This is a genomic window from Solibacillus palustris, assembly GCF_022549215.1.
Classification (GTDB): domain Bacteria; phylum Bacillota; class Bacilli; order Bacillales_A; family Planococcaceae; genus Solibacillus; species Solibacillus daqui.
The window spans coordinates 39,468-63,739 of sequence record NZ_JAKZFC010000004.1 but is presented as its reverse complement, the minus strand read 5'-3'; the positions used below and the strand labels follow the sequence as shown (position 1 = coordinate 63,739).

Below are 24,272 nucleotides of genomic sequence, written 5' to 3'. Positions count from 1 at the left end.
TTGAAATACGGGCATTGGATGGCATCCGCCGCCCCGTATGGATAACCTTATTTCAAAATCGACAGCTGAGGTCCTTCTACTTTTTGTGCTTCGCGGATTGCTGCTGTTGCTCCTGTACGTGTTAATTCTTTAATGCCATATGGGCGGATTAACTCAATAAACGCGTCAATTTTTTCTGGATGACCAACCACTTCATACGTTACAACGTTTTTCGATGTGTCCACTACTTGTGGGCGGAATGGCTCTACAATTGAGTTCATTTCTAAGCGTAAGTTTGGTGGTGATACGACTTTGATTAACGCTAATTCACGTAAAACAATGGCCTTTTCAGTAATATCATTGACCTTTAATACGTCAATTTGTTTTGACAACTGTTTAATCAGCTGTTCAATTTTTGTTTCGTCTTCTACATTTACGATGAAGGTCATTTTTGAGGAGTTTAATTGCTCCGTATGACCTACTGTAATTGATTCGATATTAAATTGACGCTTCATTAATAAACCAGTCACGCGGTTTAATACACCACTTTGGTTAATTACTGTCACAGTGATAACACGTTTCATGGCTTTTTCACTCCAATCATTTCATGTAATCCTTTACCAGGTGCTACCATTGGGAATACGCTCACTAACTGCTTCACCCGGCAATCAATTACGACTGGCTCATCAGAATTAATCGCTTCAGCAAACATCGCTTCTGCTTCAGATAGCTTTTCGATGCGAACCCCTTGAATGCCATATGCTTCCGCTAATTTTACGAAATCAGGCTGAATCGGCATTAAGCTTTGAGAATAGCGTTCCTCGTAAAACGTTTCTTGCCATTGACGTACCATGCCTAAACAGCTGTTATTTATGATGACAACTTTTACTGGTAAGTTGAACTCTTTTAATAGCGCTAGTTCTTGGTTTGTCATTTGGAAACCGGCATCCCCAACAATTGAAATTACTTTTTTATCCGGTTTGGCAAATTGTGCACCGATTGCAGCAGGGAAACCGAAGCCCATCGTACCAAGTCCACCTGAAGTTACCCAGCCATGTGGATTGTTTAGTCGGTAGTATTGTGCTGCCCACATTTGATGTTGCCCTACATCTGTTGTTACAACGGCTTCTCCACCTGTTAAACGGTGAATGATTTCCATCGCTTGCTGTGGTAAAATTTCTTCTCCAGCTTCTTCATACCATAATGGATACTTTTCACGATTATCGTTTAAATATTGAATCCAAGCCGATGTGTCAGCCACTTGGAAATCCTTTTTCAAGAACGCATATAGCGCTTCTTTTGCGTCTGCTACGATTGGAATATCGGTCGGTACGTTTTTACCGATTTCAGCTGGATCGATATCGATATGAACAATCGTTGCGTTCGGTGCAAATGTTGCTAAATCACCTGTTAAACGGTCATCAAATCGTGCACCAATATTGATTAATAAATCACATTTTGTGATGGCATCGTTTGCCGTTGCGTAACCATGCATCCCTGCCATTCCATAGAATTGCTCATGCTCGCCATGAATGCTACCAAGACCTAGTAAGGTATTTACTACTGGTAAATTGTATTTTTCTATAAATTCAGTTAATTGCTCACGTGCATCGGCAAATAATACACCCGCGCCTGCAAGTACTAACGGCTTTTTCGCTAACGAAAGCGCTTGGATTGCCTTTTGGATTTGTAAATAGTTCGGCTTTGTAGTTGGCTGATAACCCGGTAGGTAAATTTCTTCTGGTGTTTGAATTTCATCTTGGAATACCGTTTGAGAAATATTTTTCGGGAAGTCAATAACTACCGGCCCTTTACGACCTGTGTTCGCAATATGGAACGCTTCTTTTACGATACGCGGAATATCACGTACGTCTTGCACTTGGTAATTATGCTTTGTAATTGGCGTTGTAATGCCCATAATGTCGGCTTCTTGGAAAGCATCTGTACCGATTACTGAAGTCGCCACCTGACCTGTAAAAATAACAAGTGGAATCGAATCAATCATCGCATCGGCAATTCCCGTTACTAAGTTTGTAGCACCTGGGCCCGATGTTGCGATGACAACACCTGGTTTATTCGTAACACGTGCATACCCCTCTGCTGCGTGGATCGCACCTTGCTCATGTCGAGTTAAAATATGGCGAATCGGATTGCGGTAGATTGCATCATAAATTTGTAATACGGCTCCACCTGGGTAACCGAAAATGATATCTACATCCTGATCGTGTAGCGCTTGCACTAAAATATCAGCACCATCACGTGCTTTTTTGATTTCTTCTACTTGTGACTCGGTTTCTTGATTAGCTGAAACATTTGCACTCATGAAAAATTCTCCTTCCTAGGTTGAAAATTATATTATCAATTACGACTTGTCGTAATTGCGTTCAGATTTTTTTCGAGCATACTCGAAAAACTCCTTTAAAAATCTGTAACATCCGCCGGGGGCATTAACTTGATTCAGCTGTTGTTGAGCCCCAATAAGTGAAGGTCATACTTTTCATTCATCCGCTACTTATAGAAGTAGAAGTCTTTAACTGAAGCAAGTTAAATGAAATTTTAGATAAAAAGAAAAAGCCCTTTCTCCGCACGCAAAAGAAAACCTCTTGCGTAGGGATGAAAAAGACTTTCCATGGTACCACCCTTGTCTATAGCTTCAATAAATAGGTGCTTCTAATAAAAGCAACCCATATCATTTTGCTACCTCGCAAACCGTGTTGACCGCAAAGCTCCAATTTTCGTATGAGAAAACTGTGCAACTAAGCTCTTGCGCACGATTCATTAATAACGAGCACTTCGATTATGCCCGGAGCTATCTAATTGCGAAACGCGTTTAATAGCTCACTCCGAGGGGATGTCGGATACAGTTGTATCGCCGGCTTCCACCAGTACCGGCTCTCTGTTAAATACAAAACTCTGTAACCTTTAACCTCATCAACGTTTTAACTTATATGATTCAAGTTAGATTTTCATGACGCCGCCTTTAGAAGCATTCGTTACTAATGCTGAGTAACGAGCTAGCCAGCCGCGTTTAATTTTTGGTTCAAATGGTTGTAAACTTTCACGACGCTTTGCTAATTCTTCACCGGAAATGATTAAATTAATTGTACGACTCGGTAAGTCAATCTCAATTATGTCTCCGTTATTGACTAAAGCGATTGGACCGCCTTCAGCTGCTTCTGGAGAAATATGACCGATTGAAATACCGCGCGATGCTCCTGAGAAACGTCCGTCCGTAATTAATGCGACTTTCGTTCCTAGCCCGCGACCTTGAATCGCTGACGTTGGAGCAAGCATTTCAGGCATACCCGGACCACCTTTTGGCCCTTCATAACGGATAACTACGACATGTCCTTCACGAACAACACCTTCGTCAATTGCCTGTTGTGCCTCTTCTTGTGAATTGAAGACGATAGCTTCTCCTGTAAATGTCTTAATTGAAGGATCAACTGCACCTACTTTAATAACTGATCCCTCTGGTGCGATGTTACCGAATAATACCGATAAACCTCCGACCGGGCTATATGGATTATCCTTTGTGCGAATGACTTTGTCGTTTGAGATTTCATAATCTTTGACAAGTTCACGCATTGTCACACCAGCAATAGTAGGACGGTCTGGGTGAATCGCACCTGGAATTTTTGTTAACTCGTTAATGATTGCTTGCACGCCGCCTGCTTTTGCTATGTCATCCATTGAAATATCGGATGCTGGCATAATTTTCGCTAAGTACGGTACGCGCTCTGCAACTCTATTAATATCTTCAATGTTATAATCAATCTCTGCTTCATTTGCAATCGCTAATGTGTGAAGTACAGTGTTTGTAGAACCACCCATTGCCATATCTAACGCAAATGCATCATCAATTGCTGCTTTTGTTACGATGTCGCGTGGTTTTACGTCTTCTTTAATCATGCGCACCAAATGTTTTGCTGCTTCGTAGATTAATTCTTTACGTTTTTCACTCGTTGCAACAATGGTACCGTTACCTGGTAATGCTAAACCTAGCATTTCCATTAAACAGTTCATGGAGTTCGCTGTGAACATCCCTGAGCAAGAACCACATGTCGGACATGCATTGTTTTCAATATCAAGCAATTCTTCCGCAGTCATCGTACCAGCTTTGTGAGCGCCGACACCTTCGAATACACTTGTTAAAGAAAGTGTTTTACCCGTTGCCGATATACCTGCCTCCATTGGACCGCCTGATACAAATACAGATGGTACGTTTGTACGAACCGCTGCCATTAACATTCCTGGAGTAATCTTGTCACAGTTTGGAATGTAGAACACACCGTCAAGCCAGTGTGCGTTAATAACTGTTTCGGCTGCATCTGCAATAATTTCACGTGATGGTAATGAATAACGCATTCCAATGTGACCCATCGCAATACCGTCATCTACGCCAATTGTGTTGAATTCAAATGGAATCCCACCCGCTTCTATAATGGCTTCCTTAACAACATCCGCAAACTCTCGCAAGTGAACATGTCCAGGAATAATATCAATGTAAGAGTTACAAACACCGATAAACGGCTTTTCTAAATCTTTCGCCTTTACTTTACCAGTAGCGTATAAAAGACTTCGGTGTGGAGCTCGGTCAACCCCAAGTTTAATCATATCACTTCTCATTTTTAACGCCCCTCAACGCAATACATTTACTCACGCTATATATTTATACTAAAATCTATAAAACTCTAAATATTCGAACTTTTACTTTCATAAGTGTCGAACATTGCTTCGCTGTAAACTAACATCACTGTGAAGTTTTACGAAGTGGTGTACTAAATTGTTGTTATCATAGTATGAATCTGCCCACTGCGTCAACACTATTTTTTGAATATTTTACACAATTCAAAAAGTTTAAAAATTTTGGAATCGCTTTCATCCTCATTCTTGCATACTTTTTCTCTTCTGGTACTATTTTTTGAAAATTTTAATTTTTAAAATTTTATGTCGAAACTCCAAATTTTCTACTGCCGTGGAAAGATGTTACGGAAATAATGTGTTAAAAAAACGTCTTGTGGATCTTGCTGCTTCCGAATTTCATTAAAATTTTGTGCATTCACATAATACGTATCGATGTTGTCCTTGTTATAGCGATTCATTTTACCCCAATGTGGACGACCGTTATATTTTTGCATCGTTTCGTGTACCCAATCAAAAAATGGGTCTTCGTTCATGCCTTTGTACATATGAAACGCAATAAACGCACTCTCTTGCCCTTGCGTTGGACTTAAATAGCCCACTTCTCCGGCTGTTGTTCGAATTTCAATTGGAAAATGCACGTCAAACTTTTTCTTGTTAAACATTGCATGTACTTCTTCTAAACATGCTTCAGCCTGTGACAGCGCTACGGCATATTCGGTCTCGACAAACTTCACATGTCTTGGTGACGGATATATTTCATAGCTTTTCCCCGTTCTCTGTTCTCCCCCGACCACTTTGGAAGTCAACTTACTCACCTTTAAACTTGCTTTTGGCACAAACTTGCAAAATTCAGAGGCTAAATAAAACACGCCATTTTCTAACGCTTGTATCTTTACTTGATCAACGAACTTTTCTAGCTTTGGTTGATCTACCGGTGCAACCGACTGCATTTTTTTCACTTGGATATAATCACTTCCCGGGAAGTAAAACCACTCCGCATTTCGATAATCTCGAATCGTTTGTTGGAACTGGGACACCTCGCTATAAAAATTGCTACGCTCAGACGTGTAGGCCAAACTATAAAGTGGCACAACCTTTAACGTTACTTTCACTAAAATTCCAAGCATACCAACCGATACATGCAAACTTTCGGAAAGCGCATCATTTCCGCGTTCATGCTGAATGTAATCTCCTTCACCATTTACAAATCCCCAACTTGTCACCATTGAAGAAAAGGAGCCTAATTCAATACCTGTCCCATGTGTACCTGTCGATATTGCACCTGCCAACGTTTGCTGTTGTATATCCCCCATATTGCTCAGTGCAAATCCATACTGCGCTAACATCGAACCTACTTCATATAAATAAGTTCCCGCCCAAAATGTAGCGGTTTGTTGTTCTTTATTAACTGCAATGAGCCCGCGCATATTATGTAGTGACAGTGCAGATTGTTCCGGTAAAGCAATCGGACTAAATGAATGCGCTGCCCCTGTTACACGAATCGTCCGTTTTAATACCACATGTTCCTTGACGATTTTGCATACTTCCTCAATTGTATGTGGTGCGTAATACATGCTTGGATACGCCACATAGTTTTCGGACCAGTTCTTCCACTTTTGTCCGTTTTTCCATTTGTTTAAAGAAAACATTGCCCTTCCCCCCGATATGTTTTGAGTGGTCCTTTGTATGTCCCACCTTCAATAGTATGGAGCACATTGAATCGCTCACATAGTTCTCCAGCTTTTGCATGACGCATATAAATCGTATCACCTATCGCCACTTTCCCCTCTTTCACATGTACTGGTGTTTGTACCTCGCCAGCACCTTCTAATGGAAGAAGACTAAAGCGTTCCTGCTCAAAAAATGCGGGTAGACGGTCGATTCCAGCAGCACCAGACGCACTATACCCTCCACCATGACAAACGACAATGTCATCAGAAAATTGGCGTGTCACTCGTAACGCAAAGCCTACAGCTGGCGTCAATTGCAGGTTTATATAGTGATCAAATAGCTTAGGAGCAAAAAATGCTGAGCCTACTGTAATTTCTGTGACATCCCATTGCTTGCTGCACCATTTCATACTTCCTGAACCACCCGCATTCACAAATGAGATGTTATACCTGCTTTTCACATACGAAACAGCAAGCCGACGTAGTGCTGTAATCTTTTTCAATGATTGTTTTTTTAATGTGCGAATAAGCGCACCTTTTGCCCCAAAATAAGTCGTCGTTTGATCGGCAACCCCTGCAATTTGTGCATCATAGGCCATAACCGCGTTTACATTAATATACGGGAATGTTTGTACTTGTTTTAGTAGTTCATCTAATTTTGCGAAATTAGTAATCGGCGAACGCTTAGAGCCAAAATACAGTACTTTAAAATCGGTCGAAACATTAACATCAATACAAATTTGCAATATCACGTCCATTTTTCGTGCAATTGCGTTTAATAAAGATGCTTGCTGCACATGGTCGACCATAAATGTCAGTGACTTCCCTTTTTTTATCCATTCCGCAAGCTTCATAATGGCGTTTTCTTCATAAACCGGGTAACCGATAAGTAAATTATCAAAGCCCTTTTCTAATAAAAATAAAGATTCACTTGCAGTAAATGTCATGAAACCCGCAAAATTATTAAGGCGCTTCGCAATATACTCCAGTACAGCAACCGAACGAATCGACTTTGTCGCAATACGTACCTGTTTATTACCACAGCTATTGTTGACGTACTCGATATTTTGATTGAGCGCATCTAAATCCAACCACGCAAATGGATGCTCCAAGTTTTTAAATGCTTCATTGTAATGTTCCATATCCTCACCCCACAGATGTTTCTAAATGAAAAGTTCTCCATAACGCGCTAATTCCCTTTAACTCACATAAAAAAACCTAGCATCCGTCTGCTAGGTTTAGATTTTCTGTATTTACTTTAGTAATAAAAATTCCAATGCAAAATTTAACACGATTAAAGTGTGAATTCCCACAAACAATAGACCTTGACGATTTAACTTTTTCATTAAAGCCATATCCATTATGATCACCTCATTTGAATGTGTATGCTATTACTATATATTATCTGAATTTAAAAATCAAAATTTTATGATTATATTACATTTTGTTTACTAAACATAAATTCTACATTCATGGCATAATAGAATGACAAACTTTAGGAGGTTCATTATGAGAAATAAAGCATTAATTGTTATTGATTACACTTATGATTTCGTCGCAACAGACGGCAAACTAACCTGTGGACGACCCGGTCAAGCAATTGAACAGAAAATTGCATCTTTAATCGAACAATTTGTTCAAGAAAAACAATATGTATTTTTCGCAAATGATTTGCATAAGGAAAATGATCTGTTTCACCCTGAGACAAAGCTTTTCCCTCCACATAATATTGAAGGTACACACGGACGTGAGCTATACGGAACAGTAAAGGACATGTATGAAAAATATCAACACGATGTCATTTCATTTGATAAAAATCGTTATAGTGCATTTGCTGGTACAAATTTAAATATATTGCTGCGTGAGCGAAATGTAAACGAAGTTGTATTAGTCGGCGTATGTACCGATATTTGCGTACTACATACTGCAGTTGACAGTTATAACTTAGGTTACAACATAACTGTATATAAAGATGCAGTTGCAAGTTTTAATAAAATTGGGCATGAATGGGTAATTAGTCATTTTGAATCATCTTTAGGTGCAAATATCATATAAAACATCAATTGTAAATATATTTTTTAATAAAACATGTTTAATCCTTCGGTATATTGGAAATAATTTATTAGATGCAATTATCTTTCATATTTTTCAAAGGAGTGAAGGAAAATGATGAGTTTCATTTGGTTTTTAATCATCGGAGGTATTCTTGGATGGTTAGCAGGTGTTATTTTAGGTAAAGACGTTCCGGGTGGAATTATTGGTAATATCGTTGCAGGTGTCATTGGTTCTTGGATAGGTAGTATGGTTTTAGGTAACTGGGGTTGGAGAGTATCTGACTTCTATGTCTTCCCAGCATTAATCGGTGCAGTCGTATTGATTTTCATCGTAAGCCTTATCATGAAATCCATGCGTAAAGCAACATAGTCTTTGCATCTTTCATTAATGGGAATGTCCTGGAATATTTTCTGGGACATTCCCTTTTTTGTGACAATAATCAAGAACTTATTTTTTGAGTGCTACTAATTTTAATTGCTCATCGTATTCTTTATATTGGTTGTAGAAGTGTAATACATCCTGAACATATTCGTCACTATGGTTGTATTGGAAAATGGCCTTTTTAAATTGACCGTCCTTTACACCGGCAAGAGATAAAAATTTGGCGGCACTAAAAACGGCATCTTCAATATCAAATGGGTCTGCTACTCCATCACCATTTGCGTCTACCCCATATCCCCCGTATTTTTTGATAATATTTGGGTTCGTTTTATCTTTTTCAGGAATTTCACCTTGACCTAACCCTTTGCAAGATGGATGCTTCCAGCCAACAAAGGTACACGGCATAAACTGCAGATGCCCCTCTGCCCCAACTGGTGAGACAAGTGTTTTCATTGTTGAAAAACGTGTTTCAACTCGATGATGTGCAGCTAAAAGTGTCCAAGGAACACCATATTCTTCTTCTGCCGCTACATATACCGGAATGTATTCAATCGGAATCGCTAAATCGAACTGCTCTTGAATTTGCTGGTACACCGACTTTTCAGCGAAATAATCCATAAATGGTAATTCACGAATTTGCTGCCAACTAAAATAGGCAAATATGTAGAGTGTTAATGCAATTGGAATTAATAATACAATTAAAAAAAGCTTTACATTCGGTGTTAATATTGGTTTTTTTTGTTTCTTTTTAGCCATATATGCCTCCAACCTTTTTTCTTGGTGAGATTCTTCCTCTATTATAATAGAAGTGAATACTAGATTCCTAGTTGAAGTTGTTAAAAACAACCTGTACAATAATAATTCGCAACAATTTACATTTTAAGGAGCTGTTTTTATGTGGAAAGATTTTAAAGCATTTGCGATGAAGGGGAATGTAATCGATTTAGCAGTAGCAGTTGTTATTGGGGCTGCATTCGGTAAAATTGTTACTTCATTAGTAGAAAATATTATTATGCCTTTAGTTGGTATGCTAACAGGTGGCATTGACTTAACAAAAAAATGGACATTTGGTTCAGGTGATGCACAGGTGGCACTTGGTGTATTTGTTCAATCGATCATTGATTTCTTCATTATTGCTTTTGCAATCTTTATGGCATTGCGTTTAATTACAAAATTAAATCGCAAGAAGGAAGAAGCAGTTGTAGAAGAGCCGACACCTGAGGTAGATGTGAAAGAAGAATTACTAAAAGAGATTCGCGACTTATTAAAGCAACCACAATCAAAATAATCCTCCACCCCCTAAGATGCTCTTTTGCAATTTAGGGGGTTTTTATTTCCCTATCTTACTAGCGCGCTATTCCCAACTGCTTTACTTTTCCACAACTTTTTCTGAATTCCTATCGTAGACTATTGTTTCATACAGTGTTTTTTGTTAAATTGATGTAATAATCGATTCATTCGAAATTATAAGTATATTCTAAGGAAGTGTTTTCATGTCACAACGCTCTATCGAAACAAAGCTTGTCCAACTTGGAAATTTATCAGATGCAAAAACAGGTGCAGTCAATCCCCCTATTTATATGTCTACTGCCTATAAGCACGAGGGTATTGGTGAATCTACAGGATTTGACTATACACGTACGAAAAACCCAACACGTACCATTTTAGAACAAGGCATCGCAGATTTAGAAAGCGGCGACCAAGGTTTTGCCTGTAGCTCTGGTATGGCAGCTGTCCAGCTTGTCATGTCGTTATTCAAGCCAAATGACGAATTAATCGTTCCTGAAGACTTATATGGCGGGACTTATCGTTTGTTTAAAACGTTTGCAGAAAACTATAACATTAAGCCAGTTTATAATACTTTTACGAATGTCGAAGAAGTTGAAAGTTTAATTACGGAAAACACAAAAGCACTATTCATCGAAACACCAACGAACCCGTTAATGCAGGAAATTGATTTAATGGTGTATGCAACGCTTGCAAAAAAGCACAACCTACTTTTAATCGTAGATAATACATTTTACACACCATACTTCCAACGTCCTATTGAGCTAGGTGCTGATATTGTGCTACATAGTGCTACTAAATATATTGGTGGACACAATGATGTATTAGCAGGATTAGTTGTTGCCAAAGGGGAAGCACTATGTGAAAAATTAGCATTCTTCCACAATGGGATTGGTATGGTGTTAGCGCCAATGGATTCTTGGTTATTAATTCGCGGGTTAAAAACGCTGCACTTACGATTAAAGCAACATGATGCCAACGCGAAAAAAGTAGCGGCATTTTTAAACAATGAAGCACTTGTTACAGACGTTTTATACACAGGTAAAGGTGGCATGCTGTCATTCCGAGTGAAAGATGCGGCAATGATTAATCCTTTCTTAAAGGGAGTAAACCTAATTACATTCGCAGAAAGCTTAGGCGGTGTCGAAAGCTTTATTACATACCCAGCAACGCAAACACATGCGGATATGCCATATGAGGAGCGTGTAGCACGTGGTGTTTGTGACCGTTTACTACGCTTCTCTGTTGGTATTGAAGAAGCGGAAGATTTAATTGCCGATTTACAGCAAGTATTCGACAAATTACGAGGTGAATTTGCATGAGTAAACGTCTTGAAACGGCGCTAATACATGGGGCAATTCGTGAAGGCTATGTCGATAAAAAAGGTGCAGTGAATGTTCCTGTTTATTTAAGCTCGACTTTCCATCAAGAATCGATCGATGAATTTGGTGAATATGATTACGCACGTTCAGGTAATCCAACACGTGCAGCACTTGAAATGGCCATTGCCGAACTAGAAGGCGGAAATCGTGGCTTTGCATTTTCTACTGGAATGGCGGCTGTATCAGCATGCTTTATGATATTATCTGCAGGTGATCATATTGTGATTACAGAAGATGTTTACGGCGGTACCTATCGCTTCGTCACAAAAGTATTACCTCGCTACGGCATTACACACACATTTGTAGATTTTACTGATGTCGAAGCGGTAAAAGCTGCAGTAACGCCCGAAACAAAGCTCATTTATATGGAAACCCCTTCTAACCCTACACTAGGTATTATCGATATTCGCGCTGTTGTTGACATTGCTAAACAACACGGTGCTATGACGTTTTTAGATAATACCTTTATGACACCACTTCACCAGCGTCCACTTGATTTAGGGGTCGATGTTGTAATACACTCGGCTACGAAGTTTTTATCAGGGCATTCGGATATTTTAGCGGGCTTAGTTGTTACGAAGGATGGGGAGTTAGGCAATCAAATTTACTTCATTCAAAACTCATTTGGTTCAGTATTAGGTGTGCAAGATAGTTTTACATTAATTCAAAACATGAAAACAACGGCGGTGCGCTTCAACGAACAAACACGCGTTGCCGGACGTATTGCTGAATTTTTAGAGCAGCAGCCACTTGTTGAAAAGGTGTATTATCCAGGGTTAGCATCACATCCGGGTGCTGCTATTCACAATGGTCAATCCACTTCAACTGGTGCCGTTTTATCATTTAGTTTACCGAGCTATGCGGTCGCGAAAGCTTTTGTTGATGCGATGCAAATCCCAGTATTCGCGGTAAGTCTTGGCGGTGTGGAATCGATCTTATCGTACCCTGCAAAAATGAGTCACGCAGCAATGGAACCAGAAGAACGGGCAAAACGTGGTATTACAGACGGTTTACTTCGCTTTTCAGTTGGCTTAGAAAACGAAGATGATTTACTCGAAGATTTTGCACAAGCACTAGCTGTCGCTAGTAATGTGGCAGTTAAATAACATACATTAATCAAAGGTCAATGAATCCTGCTTTGGATTGATTGGCCTTTGTTTATGTACTGGAAAAAATATGAATAGCTTTTAAATAAAAAAGGTGTCCTTGAACAATTACAAAGACACCCTTTCACTATTCAAATTGCATTGCGGTTACATAGCTTGCGTAGTTTTCGCACCAATACGCAAAAACCTCTAAAATAAACGGCTCGGATGTATCAATGTCTTTTAGTGATGGGTATGTGCCCAGCATTTTTTCATCATTCCACACACGGTATTCCACACGGCTCGGCTCTACTTCAAATTGGATGTTTCGGGAAGCGAATTTATCCACCTTCACTCCGTTAGCCATGTTGACCATTTGATTGGGTGCGGCATGGTCTACACTTATAGTCATCATTTCTACATGATTATTTGTTGGCAATGTCCAAGAATACGCTCCCTTTTGAACAGCGAGAGCCCGTTCACCGATTGTAAGTGACATTTCAGGAAGATGAGATTTTGTAAATTGTTCGTTGTCAGTATTAAATGGCATTACAAGTAAATGAAGTTTTGCCTCCGTATCCTCACATTGCGATAAGTAATATTCTAACAATTCTCCATTATGAACATCAGTCAACACTTCACAGCTGTAATATTCAAACCCACCATTTCCGAACTTATCTTCACGCTTATCGATTTCTAAATGAAATTTTGTGCCATCGTAATCGGTACGGTAGTAAATCGGGTCGCCTTCAATCGTGTAATGTGTAATATTTACACTTGCTGGCTTTTTGTTGTTTACTTGCTGTACAAATTGCTCAAACACCTCACCGTTTTCGATTTGCCCATGCTTGTCTATGACCGGTTTTAGTGAATCCATTTTCTCAAATAAAAATTTCACAAGGGGCTTGGCTTTTTTGGAATCTAGTCGTCCGTAACCTTCTTTTTCATCCGAACTAATGATTGTCAAGGACTGATTTTTTTCAATCCAGATGCGGTAGGTAATGATATATTCTGGCATGTTTGGCTCGCGTTCAATAAATAATTGTAATTGTATATCTTCTATTCGTGCCATCTCTGCTTTCACGTTTGGTTGCCATTTCACTTTTTGTAATTGTTCTGAAATGAACGCAAGCTCGGGCTGTTCAAAAACTTGAATTTCCTCGGGTGTATTTACTTTTTCTAATTGCACGCGCTTAATTTCATTTATTGGTTCCTTATCCGAGCATGCTACTAAAAGCATAATACCTAACAGAAGCAACCATTTTTTCATCGTTTCATCCCCTTTTTGCATTTGACGTTTGACCATCCAATAAGTTACAAATGAAATTTATTTTGATTTCAAGATATTTTCGTTGACTTGTTATCACTTGAGTAGTAAAGTGATGATTAAGAAAGGACGTGGAACATTGAAAAATAATACGCTCGGCACACTCATTTGGTTACGAATGATGCGGTTTACACACCAAAGCAATTTATTATCAAACGAATTTTTAAAACAATACGATTTGACGACCGCACAATTTGATGTGCTGCTCCAAATTTCAATTGCCCAGCCGATTACCCAAAGTGAGCTTGCAAAAAAAGTAACGGTTACAGAAGGTGGTATTTCCCGTATGCTGACACGTCTTGAGCAGGATGAGCTTATTACACGAACACAGCAATGGAAAACAAAACATATTGCGCTAACCGAAAAAGGAAAACTATTATTAACAAACGCATTGGATGCACAAATTCAATTTCAATCATCGTTTTTTGATGATGTATTAACAAGAGATCAACAGAAACAGTTATATGATTTAGTATCACGCGTTGAAAAAAACAGTCAAAAACATTAGGAGGATTTTTATATGTACACAATTCCAGGACATCATCACATTTCAATGATTACAAAAAATGCAAAATCAAATAATCACTACTACCGCGAAGTTTTAGGATTACGTAGAGTGAAGCTGACAGTGAACCAAGACGACACATCTATGTATCACTTATTTTACGGTGATAAAACTGGCAGCCCTGGCACAGAGCTATCCTTTTTTGAAATTCCATTAGTTGGTCGTACACACCGTGGGACGAATGCTATTACGAAAATCGGCTTGATCGTACCGAGTGAAGAAAGTTTAGTTTATTGGCAACAACGCCTGACTTCTTTTGGTGTTGAACAGAGTGAAATCACAATGTATGCTGGTCGACCTGCTCTCCTTTTTGAGGATTCTGAAGGATTACGTATGGCACTTATTGCTTCACCAAACACGAAGGTTGCGCATTGGGAAACATATGAAGGCTCCCCTGTTCCAACTGAGCACCAAATTCAAGGGATGGGTACAGTAGAAATAACTGTTAAAAATATGCACAAATTGAAAGCCACATTAAGTGAAATTTTTGGCTATAGCGTAGCAACGGAAACAGCTACAACTACGCTTATGCAATCGATTGATAATGAATTATTCGGCGAAATTTATATTATTGAGCAAGATGGCATCTCTGAAAAACCTGGCCGAGGAAGCATTCACCATTTAGCAATTCGCGTAAAAAACGAGGAAGAATTGATTTATTGGAACGAACAGGTGAAAAAACGCGGCTTTATGAGCTCTGGTATTGTTGATCGTTTCTACTTCAAGAGCTTATACTTCCGTGAATCGAACGGCATTTTATTTGAAATTGCGACAGACGGCCCAGGATTTTTAATAGATGGGAACATCGAAACGTTAGGCGAACAGCTAGATTTGCCAGACTTTTTAGAGCCAAAACGAGCAGAAATTACAGCAAAATTAAAACCGATTGAATAAGGAGTGTTTCCAAATGGAAAACTATCGAATTAATGAAAAAAACGGCTTGGAATTTGGTCTTTACACATTAGGCGATCATATCCCGAATCCTTTAACTGGCACGCGCATTTCAACACAGGAGCGTATCCATGAAATTATCGAAACAAGTAAACTAGCAGAGCAAGCGGGCATAGATGTATTTGCTGTCGGTGAAAGCCATCAGCAATACTTCGCAACGCAAGCCCATTCCGTTGTTCTTGGCGCAATTGCTCAGGCAACTTCGAAAATTAAACTTGCAAGCTCGGCAACGGTTCTTAGTGTCGCCGATCCGGTACGTGTGTATGAGGATTTTGCAACACTTGATTTAATATCAAATGGACGTGCAGAAATCGTTGCAGGACGAGGTTCACGAGTTGGTGCACATGAATTATTCGGTGTGAGCCTACGTGATTATGAGGAGATTTTTGAGGATAAATTAGCGTTATTAAAGCAATTAAATGACAAGGAAATCGTCAATTACAACGGGAATTTCCGCGCACCTTTAAACAATGCACATATTTTACCTCAGCCACTTAATGGGTCTCTGCCTATTTGGCGTGCAGTTGGTGGTCCGCCGGAAAGCGCGATTAAAGCCGGCAATATGGGTATTCCAATGATGCTAACAACATTAGGTGGTCCTGCTATGGCATTCGCTCCTTCTGTGGATGCATATCGTGAAGCAGCAACGCGCAGTGGCCATGATGCATCAAAACTACCGATTGCAACAACGAGCTTATTCTATGTAGCCGAAACAGAAGCTGAAGCATTAGAAGGCATGTACCCACACTTAAATGGTGGTATGCAGGCGATTCGCGGTCAAGGCTACCCTCGTGGACAATTCGAGGCATCTACTTCCGTAACAGATGCGTTAATGGTTGGTTCAACTAATCAAATTATTGAAAAGCTGCACTATCAATACGAGCTATACGGCATGCAACGCTTTATGGCACAAATTGACTTTGGTGGTGTGCCATTAGAAAAAGTAATGAAAAACATTGAGATTATTGGTAATGATATCATTCCTGCGGTGAAGAAGTTTACGGGGAAATAGGATTTAAAAAAATTTTTACACAAAATATTTAGCAGCTAATAAATCTAATAGCGATTTATTAGCTGCTTTCTTTGTTCAATATTTTCAATTGCTAATAGGTTCTCCTATAGCTATTACAAACTATTATTGGCAAAAGCAATAGGAGCCAAAAAACCATTACAAGACCAATGAAGCCTAGGATATAATACTGCCTCCCTAAATATTGCTCGAGTAGCATCAATGGTGTCCCTTCCGCAGCTTGGTTGATAAACATAAAATTCGTTTCCCACAACACATTCAAGACGTAAATAACTGGAACGGTCACGCATAAGAATAAAATTGGCTGCCACATTTTACGTATGGATAACGTTAATTCTTTTGATAATAGCATTGTCACAGGATAGGCAAATAATAATACATGAAATAAAAAACTATGAAAATGCAAGTAATTAAATGCTGACACATTCGTCCAATCTGGTGTTACGAGTGACATGAATGCACCTGGCATCGTCAAAAAATAGAGAATCATATCTAGGTGGTGACCTTTCAAAAAAGCATGTGCCAATACAATAAAAATGCCCAGCCCGCAAAGATGTAGTGGTAACGAACCGTACCAAAATTCTCCTTGCCAGACTAATACTAAATTTTTTATGCTCTCCAGCAACAAAATTACAAGCGCCCATCGTATTCTTATTTTTCTTTTCAATTTTAAATCCGCACTACTATAAATATTATACATAATACAAATAACAAGCACCGTTAACATCAACCAGCTGAGGTGATACCAATCAAATAATCGAAAGCCATTTTCTAATGATTGAAACGTCTCATATAGCACACTAAACACCTCTTTTTAATACGAAAAAGATAAATGTTTCCCTTATTCTCTATTTTATAAATTGCAAGAGAATTGTGTGCACGACTGGTCGCTAAATGCTGAAATTTACAAAGGTGATTTGAATTTAGGGACGCACGATGCAAAGTTGTTAGCGGTTGTCACATTGATACGTCAAGTTCGTTTGAATACCCGTTCCGCTATTTTTCAGGATACTGACTTTGTAAAAACAGAATCGATTGATGGATTAACTCTTTTAAAATATCTGTATCAATATCGTCAACTTTATTAATGTAGACACATGCTTTGCCAGTCGTATGCTTACCAAATTTCGCAAGGAGCGTTTCACGTGCCGTATCACCCGGTGCAAAATACAGACTGATTTTTGCTTTACGTGGTGAAAAACCAACAAGGGGTGCGTCCCCTTCATGACCTGTTTTATAAACGTAATGGTATGCTCCGAATCCAATAATACTCGGCCCCCACATTTTCGCTTCAAAGCCTGTCACTTCCGTAAATAATTGGAGCAATCTATACGCATCTTCACGTTTTTTTGGGCTCTCAACGTTTTCAATAAATTCAATTACATTTTCATCCGTTTCCTTCGTTTTTAGCTCGTACATATTTCCACACCTCACCTAGTATGATCTAACTTTTTTACTACACAATTTACCTTTTGAAATTACTATGTTACAGCAATCAACGTATCAAAACAAATGCTTCCAATGATCCTTTTTGCGGATGAAAAGGTCTAGGTTAAAAATCCATTCTTTGAAACTATTTCACACTCAATTTCGTTATAATAATGATAAACTTTACTTAATAACAATAATATTTTATGACAATAGAAAGGAGGAAGATGTTGTAAGCTTTCAACATCTGTAAATTCGCATGGCATTCATTCGAAAAGTTCTGCTAGCTACCCTATTTCTTGGTGCCATCCTTGGGCTCTTAGTTTTCGGACTCGACCGTTTTTTGTTTACGCCAACGAACACAGCTACTCCTCAACAGATCGAGGAAACCCCTACTGTTGAAGCATTTATAGGCGAAATTGCTGAAACTGCTCGCAAGCTTGGTGCTGACAATGATTTATATGCATCTGTTATGATTGCGCAAGCCATTCTTGAGAGTAAAAGTGGACAAAGTGGACTCGCTGCATCCCCAAACTATAATTTATTTGGCATCAAGGGAAAATATCAAAACAATTCGGTCGTCCTTGAAACGTTAGAAGATGATGGTGAAGGCAATATGACAACGATTCAAGCTGATTTCCGCAAGTATACTTCCTATGAAGAGTCATTAAAAGATTATGTGAACTTACTTCGAAACGGCGTCTCGTGGAATAAACAATTTTATATGAACGTATTCAAAAGTAACACAGCTTCATATAAAGATGCGACCCACTTCTTAACAGGCACCTACGCCACAGATTCCAAATACAATGAAAAACTCAACGCTCTCATTGCACAATATGACTTAGCGCAGTACGATTATCCGATACAAAGCAAAAAAACGATACAAGTAGAAGCTGGCGATTCACTAACTCTAATTGCAGAAGCTCATCATGTTAAGGTCACTTCCATTAAGCAATGGAACCAACTAAATTCCAATAATCTTGAAGCAGGACAATCATTAAATATTTATTATTAGAAAAAGGATTTGAGTAAAAGTACTCAAATCCTTGTTTTTTTATTTATTATCGGTACACGGTACTCACACAATACAAAAACGTGCAAACCCATGATAGATATGGGATTACTCGTTTCATACCAATAAATTGTGTCTATGCCTGGCGCCTAGAGTTTCACTATTCAATGCTGCATTTCATCAATTTTGTGCCATGAGCTTCTTTTTAATACGTATAGAAATGAGCTCCAAAATAATCGCTACAATTAATGCACAGTAAGTAATCATTCCAACCTCATGCAAGTCATAGTAGAAGCTTGAAGACATAAATAGATCGAAACCAATACCACCTGCAGCAGCTGCTGCTCCCATTGCTACTGCTACGCCATAATTTGATTCAAAGCGTAAAAACGTCCATGATACAATGTACGAAGAAGATTGTGGTACTACTGCGCCAAAAATAATATGCCACCAATTGGCACCCGATGCACGTAACGCTTCGATTGTTCCTTCATCTAATTCCTCAAATGATTCTGCAAAAGCTTTTGTTAAATAGGCAACTGTATGAAAAATCATCCCGATAACACAAGCAACGGCACCTAATCCTGCAACAATTGCAAAGATTAATACCCAAAGAACTGTCGGCACTGCACGAACAAATGAATTGCCCGCGATAATTACATTAGATAGCCATGCGGGGGCTAAGTTTTTCGCACTAAAAATGGCTAAGAAAAATGCAATGATTGCCCCTAAAACAGTCGCTAATAGCGCAAGTGCTAATGTAATAGAGATTTGAATGAGCGTACCTGTAAATGTTATTTGGTTAAACGCGGGCTGCAGGAACATCATTTTTAAATTATTTAGTGTTAATGATGCCGCTGTTCCCCAATCGACTGTGCCATAATTTAATAAAAAAGGTCCCATTATTGTGAAGACCGCAAATGACCAAAGTACAATACGCATGACCAGGCTTGATTTTGTCATTAATTTTATTTGAATGCGGTTATTTTTTTGTTTTACGCCTTGCATGATTGAAATTACTTGCATTATGAAATCGCTCTCCTTACGTAATTCGATGAAAATTCGATCGCCATTACGATAATAATGATGGCAATTGTAATAAGCCCAAGCATGCCGTAGTCCATTCGCTTATAGTACATATCAAATAAAAAGCCGATACCAGTACCTGTTAAAATACCGACTAAAGTAGCGCTACGAATATTTGTCTCAATCATATAAAATACCCAGCTTAGCATTTGGGGTAGCGTATCTGGAATAACGCCTCGAAACACCATTTGGAAGTAGCTCGCACCCGTTGATGTTAGCGCCTCTACCCCATCCGAACTCGTCTCATCAATCGTCTCAATAAACATACGCACTAAAATACCGAACGTTGAGAAAAATAACGCAAAATAGCCTGTAATCACATTATGACCAAATGATATAACAAGCACTAAAGCCCATGCTACGACTGGGATATTTCGAAATACCGATGCAATAAAACGTACAATAAAGCCAAATGTATGGTTCACTTGTGTCGTTTTAGCACCCATTAAAGCAAATAGCAAGGCAAATATCGCAGCCGTTGTCGTTACGAGCACCGATAAAATGATCGTCTCCCATAAACTTTCAAGTACACGCGGTAAATTTTCTAATGATTCGGCTGAAGGAATGAGATTTGCAACCATCCAAGCAAATGTCCCCGGAATCGATGCGATGCCTTCTACAAGATTAAATTTTGTCAGCACCGACGAGCCATATAATAGCCCAATAATCACTACGAAAATACCTGTCATACGCCATTTTTTCACTCGTAAAATATTTATATCCGTCATGCTATGCCTCCACTTTGCATCATTTTATTCAAAAATTAATTCATCCACTTCTGAGCCGTAAATATCTTTAATGTTATGCTGCGTTAAATTCTTTGGTTTACCGTCGAACACTTTTTCACCTTTACTTAACCCGATAATCCGGTCTGAATAACGCATTGCCACATCGACTTGGTGCAAGTTGACTAACACTGTAATACCCATCGATTGTGAAATTTCTTTTAAATGATCCATGATTACCTTTGACGCGTTCGGATCGAGTGAAGCGATTGGTTCGTCACATAGTAACAGTGTTGGCTCCTGTACAAGTGCACGGGCAATGCCGACGCGTTGCTTTTGTCCACCACTTAGCTGGTCACATCGCTTATAAATATGCTCTTTCATTCCTAACTTATCTAAAATTTGTAGGGCAAGTAGTTTTTCCTCTTCACTGTATATACCTAAAATGCCTTTTAATGATGATTTATAACCGAAGCGACCATGTAATACATTTTCAAAAACGGTTAATCGTGAAACTAAATTATAATGTTGGAATATCATTCCGATTTTTGTACGCTCTTTACGTAGTTCACGTTTATTAAGCTTAGTAAGCGATGTATTATTGAATAAAATGGTACCGCTTGACGGCTCAATCATACGATTTATACAGCGTAGTAGTGTCGATTTACCAGCACCAGATTTTCCGATAATCGATACAAACTCTCCTTCTTGAAGCTCTAGATTAATACCGTCAAGCACAGTCGTTTGGCGATCATAGCTTTTCACAAGATTAGTTAACTTTAAAACTGTGGTTGGTAAATCCTCATAGCCTTCCACTTGTGGATAACTAAACGTTTGCTTTTGTTGAATTCGTTGTTTTTCTTTCACCGCAGAAGTAACCATATTGTTCGCTCTCCTTTTGTATTGGCTTAAAATTAAAGGTGTAACCTAGTCATTTTTTGAATAAAGGGCGGCTTTATCATCATGACAAAGTCCGCCCGCCTATTTCTTACTTATTTAGATAGCTCGCGAATTGGGTTAAACCAAGCATCCTCTACTTCTAAAAAACGCTCATCCGCTGATTTAGAGAATAAACCGGCTTCACCTGAATCTTCTGGTACGAAAATCTCTGTGTTATTTGCTGTTTCATCTGAAATGAAAGCTTCTTTAAGCTTCGTAATTTCCTCTTCTGTTAACACAGATTTGTTTACTACGAATGGGGAATTTAATACTGCCGTTACTTGAATCAATGTGAATTCTTCACCTGTTAAAGTATTAAATGGTGCGGCTGCATCGTCCTTTACACGATAAACTGCGCCTGGTTTATTTGCTTCACCTTCAACTAGCTCAACATATGAGCTTACACAAGTGTCACAAAATGCCGATACATCTGAACGTTCCATTAACATATTTACCGCTGAGCCTTGGTGAGAGTCACCGAATAATACTGTCGGGAACACATCGTTACCTTCCATCAGTTTTTCTTCTGTTAAGTTTTTATCGCTAAAGTGAGAAATAATAGAACTTGTTGGTACTTTAAATCCTGAAGTAGAAGATGTTGATACGAATGAGATTGATTTCCCTTCAATTGCATCCATTGAAAATTCGCCATCTACTTTATAATCTTCAGCTTTTTCTTTCGGTACAGCTAACCAGCTATAATAAACAGCATCGTCTAACGTGCCTGATTCACCAGATGGTACGACTAATGCTTGTACATCTTTGCTTTTGTTATTTGCTTCGATATAACCTTGTGGACCCATAAACGCGATATGTGCATTACCATTGGCGATTGATTCGATCGCAATCGCATAGTCTGTCGTTAATTTATGCTCTACATCACGACCAGTAGCCTCTTTAATTAATGCTGAAAATGCATCACGAGAAGCCGACAGTTCTGAGCCAGATTCATTTGGATACCATACAAGTGTTACTGGACCAGTTGATGCATCTGTCGATGCTGCATCGTTGCTCGAAGAATTACATGCTGATAAAAAAAGTACACATAGCATTGCCATTAAAGCCGTTAACCACTTTTTGTTCATTATTAATCTCCCTTTTTATGTTCGATTTTATAGGCACTTACCTATAGTGCCATTAAAACATCATTTTTTTCATTTGAAAATATTGTTTGTGTTGTCTTTAAAATACTTAACGTTTGCTTAACAATTCAGCAGTTTGTAAAGGCTGACAAGTATATTGACCTAGCTTTACAGAATTACCGTATTGAGCATGATAATCGGAGCCACCTGTTTTAATTAAGCGATATTTCTCAGCAAGCTTGTTAGCCAAGTCGATATCCTCCATTGAGTGATCTGGATGAATGACTTCGATACCATCTAAGCCATTAGCAATAAGCTCTTCAGCAATTTCAAATGATTGTAGCTGTCCTGGATGTGCTAGCACTGCAATTCCGCCGTCCGCATGAATAGCGTGCATCGCATCAAAGGCATCAACGTATCGTATATCACCTGATGCTACACCATTATTTTTAAATAAAGAACGGTATATCGTTTGATAACTTTTTGAATTATACGGTGCATCAGTTAATGCATGCATAATGTGCTGCTTATATAGTGTTCCACACGTCTCGGCATAGTGTAGCGCTCGCTCTAGATCAAGCTGGAAACCGACTTCCTTGATACGTTCAAGCTGCCAAATTGAATGGGCATGACGGCGCGCAAGTAATGGCCGACAAAGCTCTTCCATATTTGCACAGTCTCCTGTAAACCCGTAGCCAAGTAGGTGCACCTTTCGATTTCGCTTATAATCGAACGCAGAAATCTCTATACCTGCAACAAAATCGATACCATATTGCACAGCCAATCTGCGGCCCTCTGCATGGTGCTTTATCGTATCATGGTCAACGACACCAAGCTGTGTAATGCCTGCTTTTTTAGCTTCTATAAATAGCTCTTCAAGTGTTGAAGAACCGTCCGAATAGCGGCTGTGCGTATGCAAATCTGTCGTCATATAGCGGTCCTCTCTTCTGAAAGCTTTGTCATCGTAAATACTTGGTCACATAGTCCTTCCATAAATTCTAAGTCATGGAAAATTCCAATTAATGTCGTACCTCTTGCCTTTAATTTTTCGATTGATTCACGCACTTTAATTTTTGATGCATGATCTAAGCTTGCTGTTGGCTCATCTAAAAGCAATAGACGCGGCTCTTTTACGACTGCACATGCAATGTTCAAACGGAGCTTTTCGCCTCCAGAAAAATTGTTTGGATAGCTATTCCAAAGCTTTTCATCAATATCAAAATGACGTAGCGCTGACTTTGCCTTCTCTAGTGCCTCTTCCTCTTTTGCGCCAACACCATACAGTGACTGCATTACAAGCTCTAAGGCTGTCGTACGTGGCATTACATTTAAAAACTGTGAGACGTAGCCAATTTCATGTTTACGTAAATAAATAATGTCACGTAAAGAAGCTGTTAATAAATCGATTTCGCCAAACGCTGCTGAATCATACCAAATACTTCCCGCTTGAGGCTCGTATGTGCGGTAAATACTTTTTAAAATAGTTGACTTACCGCTACCGCTTTTACCGACGATGCCTAAAAAACCACCCTCTTGCACGTGTAAAGTTAAGTTTTCTAATGCTGGAAACGTTTGATTTAAATGATGAATCGTAAAAGACTTTTGTAGATTTTCGATTGTAATCAATGATGACGCCTC

At 38.9% G+C, this 24,272-nt stretch carries 24 protein-coding genes; 9 read left to right on the top strand and 15 right to left on the bottom strand.

Annotated elements, in window-relative coordinates; genetic code table 11:
• Window positions 1-47: 47 nt before the first annotated feature.
• The 5 genes from ilvN to LZ480_RS11635 form a co-directional block, all read right to left on the bottom strand.
• Window positions 48-563, bottom strand: coding sequence for an acetolactate synthase small subunit (gene ilvN / locus LZ480_RS11655; RefSeq protein WP_241369617.1), 516 nt, complete (start codon window positions 561-563; stop codon window positions 48-50).
• Window positions 560-2,302, bottom strand: coding sequence for a biosynthetic-type acetolactate synthase large subunit (gene ilvB / locus LZ480_RS11650; protein WP_241369616.1), 1,743 nt, complete (start codon window positions 2,300-2,302; stop codon window positions 560-562). The genes ilvN and ilvB overlap by 4 nt, the downstream gene beginning before the upstream one ends.
• A gap of 635 nt (window positions 2,303-2,937) precedes the next feature.
• Window positions 2,938-4,608, bottom strand: coding sequence for a dihydroxy-acid dehydratase (gene ilvD, locus LZ480_RS11645; RefSeq protein ID WP_241369615.1), 1,671 nt, complete (start codon window positions 4,606-4,608; stop codon window positions 2,938-2,940).
• 341 nt (window positions 4,609-4,949) lie between these two features.
• Window positions 4,950-6,275, bottom strand: a complete 1,326-nt coding sequence (locus LZ480_RS11640) for a D-arabinono-1,4-lactone oxidase (RefSeq protein ID WP_241369614.1) — start codon at window positions 6,273-6,275, stop codon at window positions 4,950-4,952.
• A complete protein-coding gene (locus LZ480_RS11635) occupies window positions 6,263-7,438 on the bottom strand; it encodes an alanine racemase (RefSeq protein ID WP_241369613.1) in 1,176 nt (391 codons plus the stop codon). Before LZ480_RS11635 ends, LZ480_RS11640 begins: the two co-directional genes overlap by 13 nt.
• Window positions 7,439-7,805: 367 nt before the next feature.
• Here LZ480_RS11635 and LZ480_RS11630 point away from each other — a divergent pair, with 367 nt between their 5' ends.
• Together LZ480_RS11630 and LZ480_RS11625 are read left to right on the top strand one after the other, a co-directional pair.
• Window positions 7,806-8,351 (top strand): cysteine hydrolase family protein, encoded by a 546-nt coding sequence (locus LZ480_RS11630; protein WP_241369612.1) that lies wholly within the window; start codon window positions 7,806-7,808, stop codon window positions 8,349-8,351.
• 111 nt (window positions 8,352-8,462) lie between these two features.
• On the top strand, window positions 8,463-8,720 hold the full coding sequence (locus LZ480_RS11625; protein ID WP_241369611.1) for a GlsB/YeaQ/YmgE family stress response membrane protein: 258 nt from the start codon (window positions 8,463-8,465) through the stop codon (window positions 8,718-8,720).
• Window positions 8,721-8,798: 78 nt separating this feature from the next.
• Here the strand turns inward: LZ480_RS11625 and LZ480_RS11620 are convergent, their stop codons facing one another.
• Window positions 8,799-9,488: a lytic transglycosylase domain-containing protein gene (locus LZ480_RS11620; RefSeq protein ID WP_241369610.1), complete on the bottom strand. Its 690-nt coding sequence runs from the start codon at window positions 9,486-9,488 to the stop codon at window positions 8,799-8,801.
• A 139-nt stretch (window positions 9,489-9,627) separates the two neighbouring features.
• Here LZ480_RS11620 and mscL point away from each other — a divergent pair, with 139 nt between their 5' ends.
• The 3 genes from mscL to LZ480_RS11605 all read left to right on the top strand — a co-directional run bounded on the left by mscL (window position 9,628) and on the right by LZ480_RS11605 (window position 12,507).
• Window positions 9,628-10,020, top strand: a complete 393-nt coding sequence (gene mscL, locus LZ480_RS11615) for a large conductance mechanosensitive channel protein MscL (RefSeq protein WP_241369609.1) — start codon at window positions 9,628-9,630, stop codon at window positions 10,018-10,020.
• Between the two features lie 205 nt (window positions 10,021-10,225).
• Window positions 10,226-11,341 carry a methionine biosynthesis PLP-dependent protein gene (locus tag LZ480_RS11610; RefSeq protein ID WP_241369608.1) on the top strand — a complete coding sequence of 372 codons (1,116 nt, stop codon included), beginning with the start codon at window positions 10,226-10,228 and terminating at the stop codon, window positions 11,339-11,341.
• Entirely contained in the window at window positions 11,338-12,507 is a 1,170-nt protein-coding gene (locus tag LZ480_RS11605) for an aminotransferase class I/II-fold pyridoxal phosphate-dependent enzyme (RefSeq protein ID WP_241369607.1), read from the top strand. Before LZ480_RS11610 ends, LZ480_RS11605 begins: the two co-directional genes overlap by 4 nt.
• Before the next feature lie 127 nt (window positions 12,508-12,634).
• Here the strand turns inward: LZ480_RS11605 and LZ480_RS11600 are convergent, their stop codons facing one another.
• Window positions 12,635-13,756: a DUF4362 domain-containing protein gene (locus tag LZ480_RS11600; RefSeq protein WP_241369606.1), complete on the bottom strand. Its 1,122-nt coding sequence runs from the start codon at window positions 13,754-13,756 to the stop codon at window positions 12,635-12,637.
• A 136-nt stretch (window positions 13,757-13,892) separates the two neighbouring features.
• Here LZ480_RS11600 and LZ480_RS11595 point away from each other — a divergent pair, with 136 nt between their 5' ends.
• From LZ480_RS11595 to LZ480_RS11585, 3 genes are read left to right on the top strand one after another with little or no spacing between them, the layout of a single operon-like run.
• Window positions 13,893-14,321, top strand: coding sequence for a MarR family winged helix-turn-helix transcriptional regulator (locus tag LZ480_RS11595; protein WP_241369833.1), 429 nt, complete (start codon window positions 13,893-13,895; stop codon window positions 14,319-14,321).
• A 12-nt stretch (window positions 14,322-14,333) separates the two neighbouring features.
• Complete coding sequence (locus LZ480_RS11590) at window positions 14,334-15,272, top strand: ring-cleaving dioxygenase (protein ID WP_241369605.1); 939 nt, start codon at window positions 14,334-14,336, stop codon at window positions 15,270-15,272.
• Between the two features lie 13 nt (window positions 15,273-15,285).
• Window positions 15,286-16,341, top strand: a complete 1,056-nt coding sequence (locus LZ480_RS11585) for an LLM class flavin-dependent oxidoreductase (protein ID WP_241369604.1) — start codon at window positions 15,286-15,288, stop codon at window positions 16,339-16,341.
• 91 nt (window positions 16,342-16,432) lie between these two features.
• Here the strand turns inward: LZ480_RS11585 and LZ480_RS11580 are convergent, their stop codons facing one another.
• Window positions 16,433-17,158 carry a YwaF family protein gene (locus tag LZ480_RS11580; RefSeq protein WP_241369603.1) on the bottom strand — a complete coding sequence of 242 codons (726 nt, stop codon included), beginning with the start codon at window positions 17,156-17,158 and terminating at the stop codon, window positions 16,433-16,435.
• A gap of 197 nt (window positions 17,159-17,355) precedes the next feature.
• Window positions 17,356-17,778 carry a DUF1801 domain-containing protein gene (locus LZ480_RS11575; RefSeq protein WP_241369602.1) on the bottom strand — a complete coding sequence of 141 codons (423 nt, stop codon included), beginning with the start codon at window positions 17,776-17,778 and terminating at the stop codon, window positions 17,356-17,358.
• A 352-nt stretch (window positions 17,779-18,130) separates the two neighbouring features.
• On the opposite strand from LZ480_RS11575, the gene LZ480_RS11570 reads away from it, so the two are divergent.
• A complete protein-coding gene (locus LZ480_RS11570) occupies window positions 18,131-18,805 on the top strand; it encodes a glucosaminidase domain-containing protein (protein WP_241369601.1) in 675 nt (224 codons plus the stop codon).
• A gap of 177 nt (window positions 18,806-18,982) precedes the next feature.
• Here LZ480_RS11570 and LZ480_RS11565 read toward each other — a convergent pair whose 3' ends face one another.
• The 6 genes from LZ480_RS11565 to LZ480_RS11540 all read right to left on the bottom strand — a co-directional run bounded on the left by LZ480_RS11565 (window position 18,983) and on the right by LZ480_RS11540 (window position 24,260).
• Entirely contained in the window at window positions 18,983-19,828 is an 846-nt protein-coding gene (locus tag LZ480_RS11565) for a PhnE/PtxC family ABC transporter permease (RefSeq protein ID WP_241369600.1), read from the bottom strand.
• Window positions 19,828-20,616, bottom strand: a complete 789-nt coding sequence (locus LZ480_RS11560) for an ABC transporter permease subunit (RefSeq protein ID WP_241369599.1) — start codon at window positions 20,614-20,616, stop codon at window positions 19,828-19,830. Before LZ480_RS11560 ends, LZ480_RS11565 begins: the two co-directional genes overlap by 1 nt.
• A gap of 24 nt (window positions 20,617-20,640) precedes the next feature.
• On the bottom strand, window positions 20,641-21,495 hold the full coding sequence (gene phnC, locus LZ480_RS11555; RefSeq protein ID WP_241369598.1) for a phosphonate ABC transporter ATP-binding protein: 855 nt from the start codon (window positions 21,493-21,495) through the stop codon (window positions 20,641-20,643).
• A gap of 110 nt (window positions 21,496-21,605) precedes the next feature.
• Window positions 21,606-22,637, bottom strand: a complete 1,032-nt coding sequence (locus LZ480_RS11550) for a PhnD/SsuA/transferrin family substrate-binding protein (protein ID WP_241369597.1) — start codon at window positions 22,635-22,637, stop codon at window positions 21,606-21,608.
• Window positions 22,638-22,743: 106 nt separating this feature from the next.
• Entirely contained in the window at window positions 22,744-23,565 is an 822-nt protein-coding gene (locus LZ480_RS11545) for a PHP domain-containing protein (RefSeq protein ID WP_241369596.1), read from the bottom strand.
• Window positions 23,562-24,260 (bottom strand): phosphonate C-P lyase system protein PhnL, encoded by a 699-nt coding sequence (locus LZ480_RS11540; protein WP_241369595.1) that lies wholly within the window; start codon window positions 24,258-24,260, stop codon window positions 23,562-23,564. The genes LZ480_RS11545 and LZ480_RS11540 overlap by 4 nt, the downstream gene beginning before the upstream one ends.
• Between the last annotated feature and the right edge of the window lie 12 nt (window positions 24,261-24,272).

What these genes read in the sequence shown, in the direction of transcription:
- ilvN (WP_241369617.1), bottom strand. Translation starts at nt 563, where the DNA reads ATGAAACGTGTTATCACTGTGACAGTAATTAACCAAAGTGGTGTATTA.
- LZ480_RS11605 (WP_241369607.1), top strand. Translation starts at nt 11,338, where the DNA reads ATGAGTAAACGTCTTGAAACGGCGCTAATACATGGGGCAATTCGTGAA.
- mscL (WP_241369609.1), top strand. Translation starts at nt 9,628, where the DNA reads ATGTGGAAAGATTTTAAAGCATTTGCGATGAAGGGGAATGTAATCGAT.
- LZ480_RS11585 (WP_241369604.1), top strand. Translation starts at nt 15,286, where the DNA reads ATGGAAAACTATCGAATTAATGAAAAAAACGGCTTGGAATTTGGTCTT.
- LZ480_RS11560 (WP_241369599.1), bottom strand. Translation starts at nt 20,616, where the DNA reads ATGACGGATATAAATATTTTACGAGTGAAAAAATGGCGTATGACAGGT.
- LZ480_RS11630 (WP_241369612.1), top strand. Translation starts at nt 7,806, where the DNA reads ATGAGAAATAAAGCATTAATTGTTATTGATTACACTTATGATTTCGTC.
- LZ480_RS11545 (WP_241369596.1), bottom strand. Translation starts at nt 23,565, where the DNA reads ATGACGACAGATTTGCATACGCACAGCCGCTATTCGGACGGTTCTTCA.
- LZ480_RS11550 (WP_241369597.1), bottom strand. Translation starts at nt 22,637, where the DNA reads ATGAACAAAAAGTGGTTAACGGCTTTAATGGCAATGCTATGTGTACTT.
- phnC (WP_241369598.1), bottom strand. Translation starts at nt 21,495, where the DNA reads ATGGTTACTTCTGCGGTGAAAGAAAAACAACGAATTCAACAAAAGCAA.
- LZ480_RS11625 (WP_241369611.1), top strand. Translation starts at nt 8,463, where the DNA reads ATGATGAGTTTCATTTGGTTTTTAATCATCGGAGGTATTCTTGGATGG.
- ilvD (WP_241369615.1), bottom strand. Translation starts at nt 4,608, where the DNA reads ATGAGAAGTGATATGATTAAACTTGGGGTTGACCGAGCTCCACACCGA.
- LZ480_RS11620 (WP_241369610.1), bottom strand. Translation starts at nt 9,488, where the DNA reads ATGGCTAAAAAGAAACAAAAAAAACCAATATTAACACCGAATGTAAAG.
- LZ480_RS11640 (WP_241369614.1), bottom strand. Translation starts at nt 6,275, where the DNA reads ATGTTTTCTTTAAACAAATGGAAAAACGGACAAAAGTGGAAGAACTGG.
- LZ480_RS11575 (WP_241369602.1), bottom strand. Translation starts at nt 17,778, where the DNA reads ATGTACGAGCTAAAAACGAAGGAAACGGATGAAAATGTAATTGAATTT.
- LZ480_RS11590 (WP_241369605.1), top strand. Translation starts at nt 14,334, where the DNA reads ATGTACACAATTCCAGGACATCATCACATTTCAATGATTACAAAAAAT.
- LZ480_RS11600 (WP_241369606.1), bottom strand. Translation starts at nt 13,756, where the DNA reads ATGAAAAAATGGTTGCTTCTGTTAGGTATTATGCTTTTAGTAGCATGC.
- ilvB (WP_241369616.1), bottom strand. Translation starts at nt 2,302, where the DNA reads ATGAGTGCAAATGTTTCAGCTAATCAAGAAACCGAGTCACAAGTAGAA.
- LZ480_RS11610 (WP_241369608.1), top strand. Translation starts at nt 10,226, where the DNA reads ATGTCACAACGCTCTATCGAAACAAAGCTTGTCCAACTTGGAAATTTA.
- LZ480_RS11635 (WP_241369613.1), bottom strand. Translation starts at nt 7,438, where the DNA reads ATGGAACATTACAATGAAGCATTTAAAAACTTGGAGCATCCATTTGCG.
- LZ480_RS11565 (WP_241369600.1), bottom strand. Translation starts at nt 19,828, where the DNA reads ATGCAAGTAATTTCAATCATGCAAGGCGTAAAACAAAAAAATAACCGC.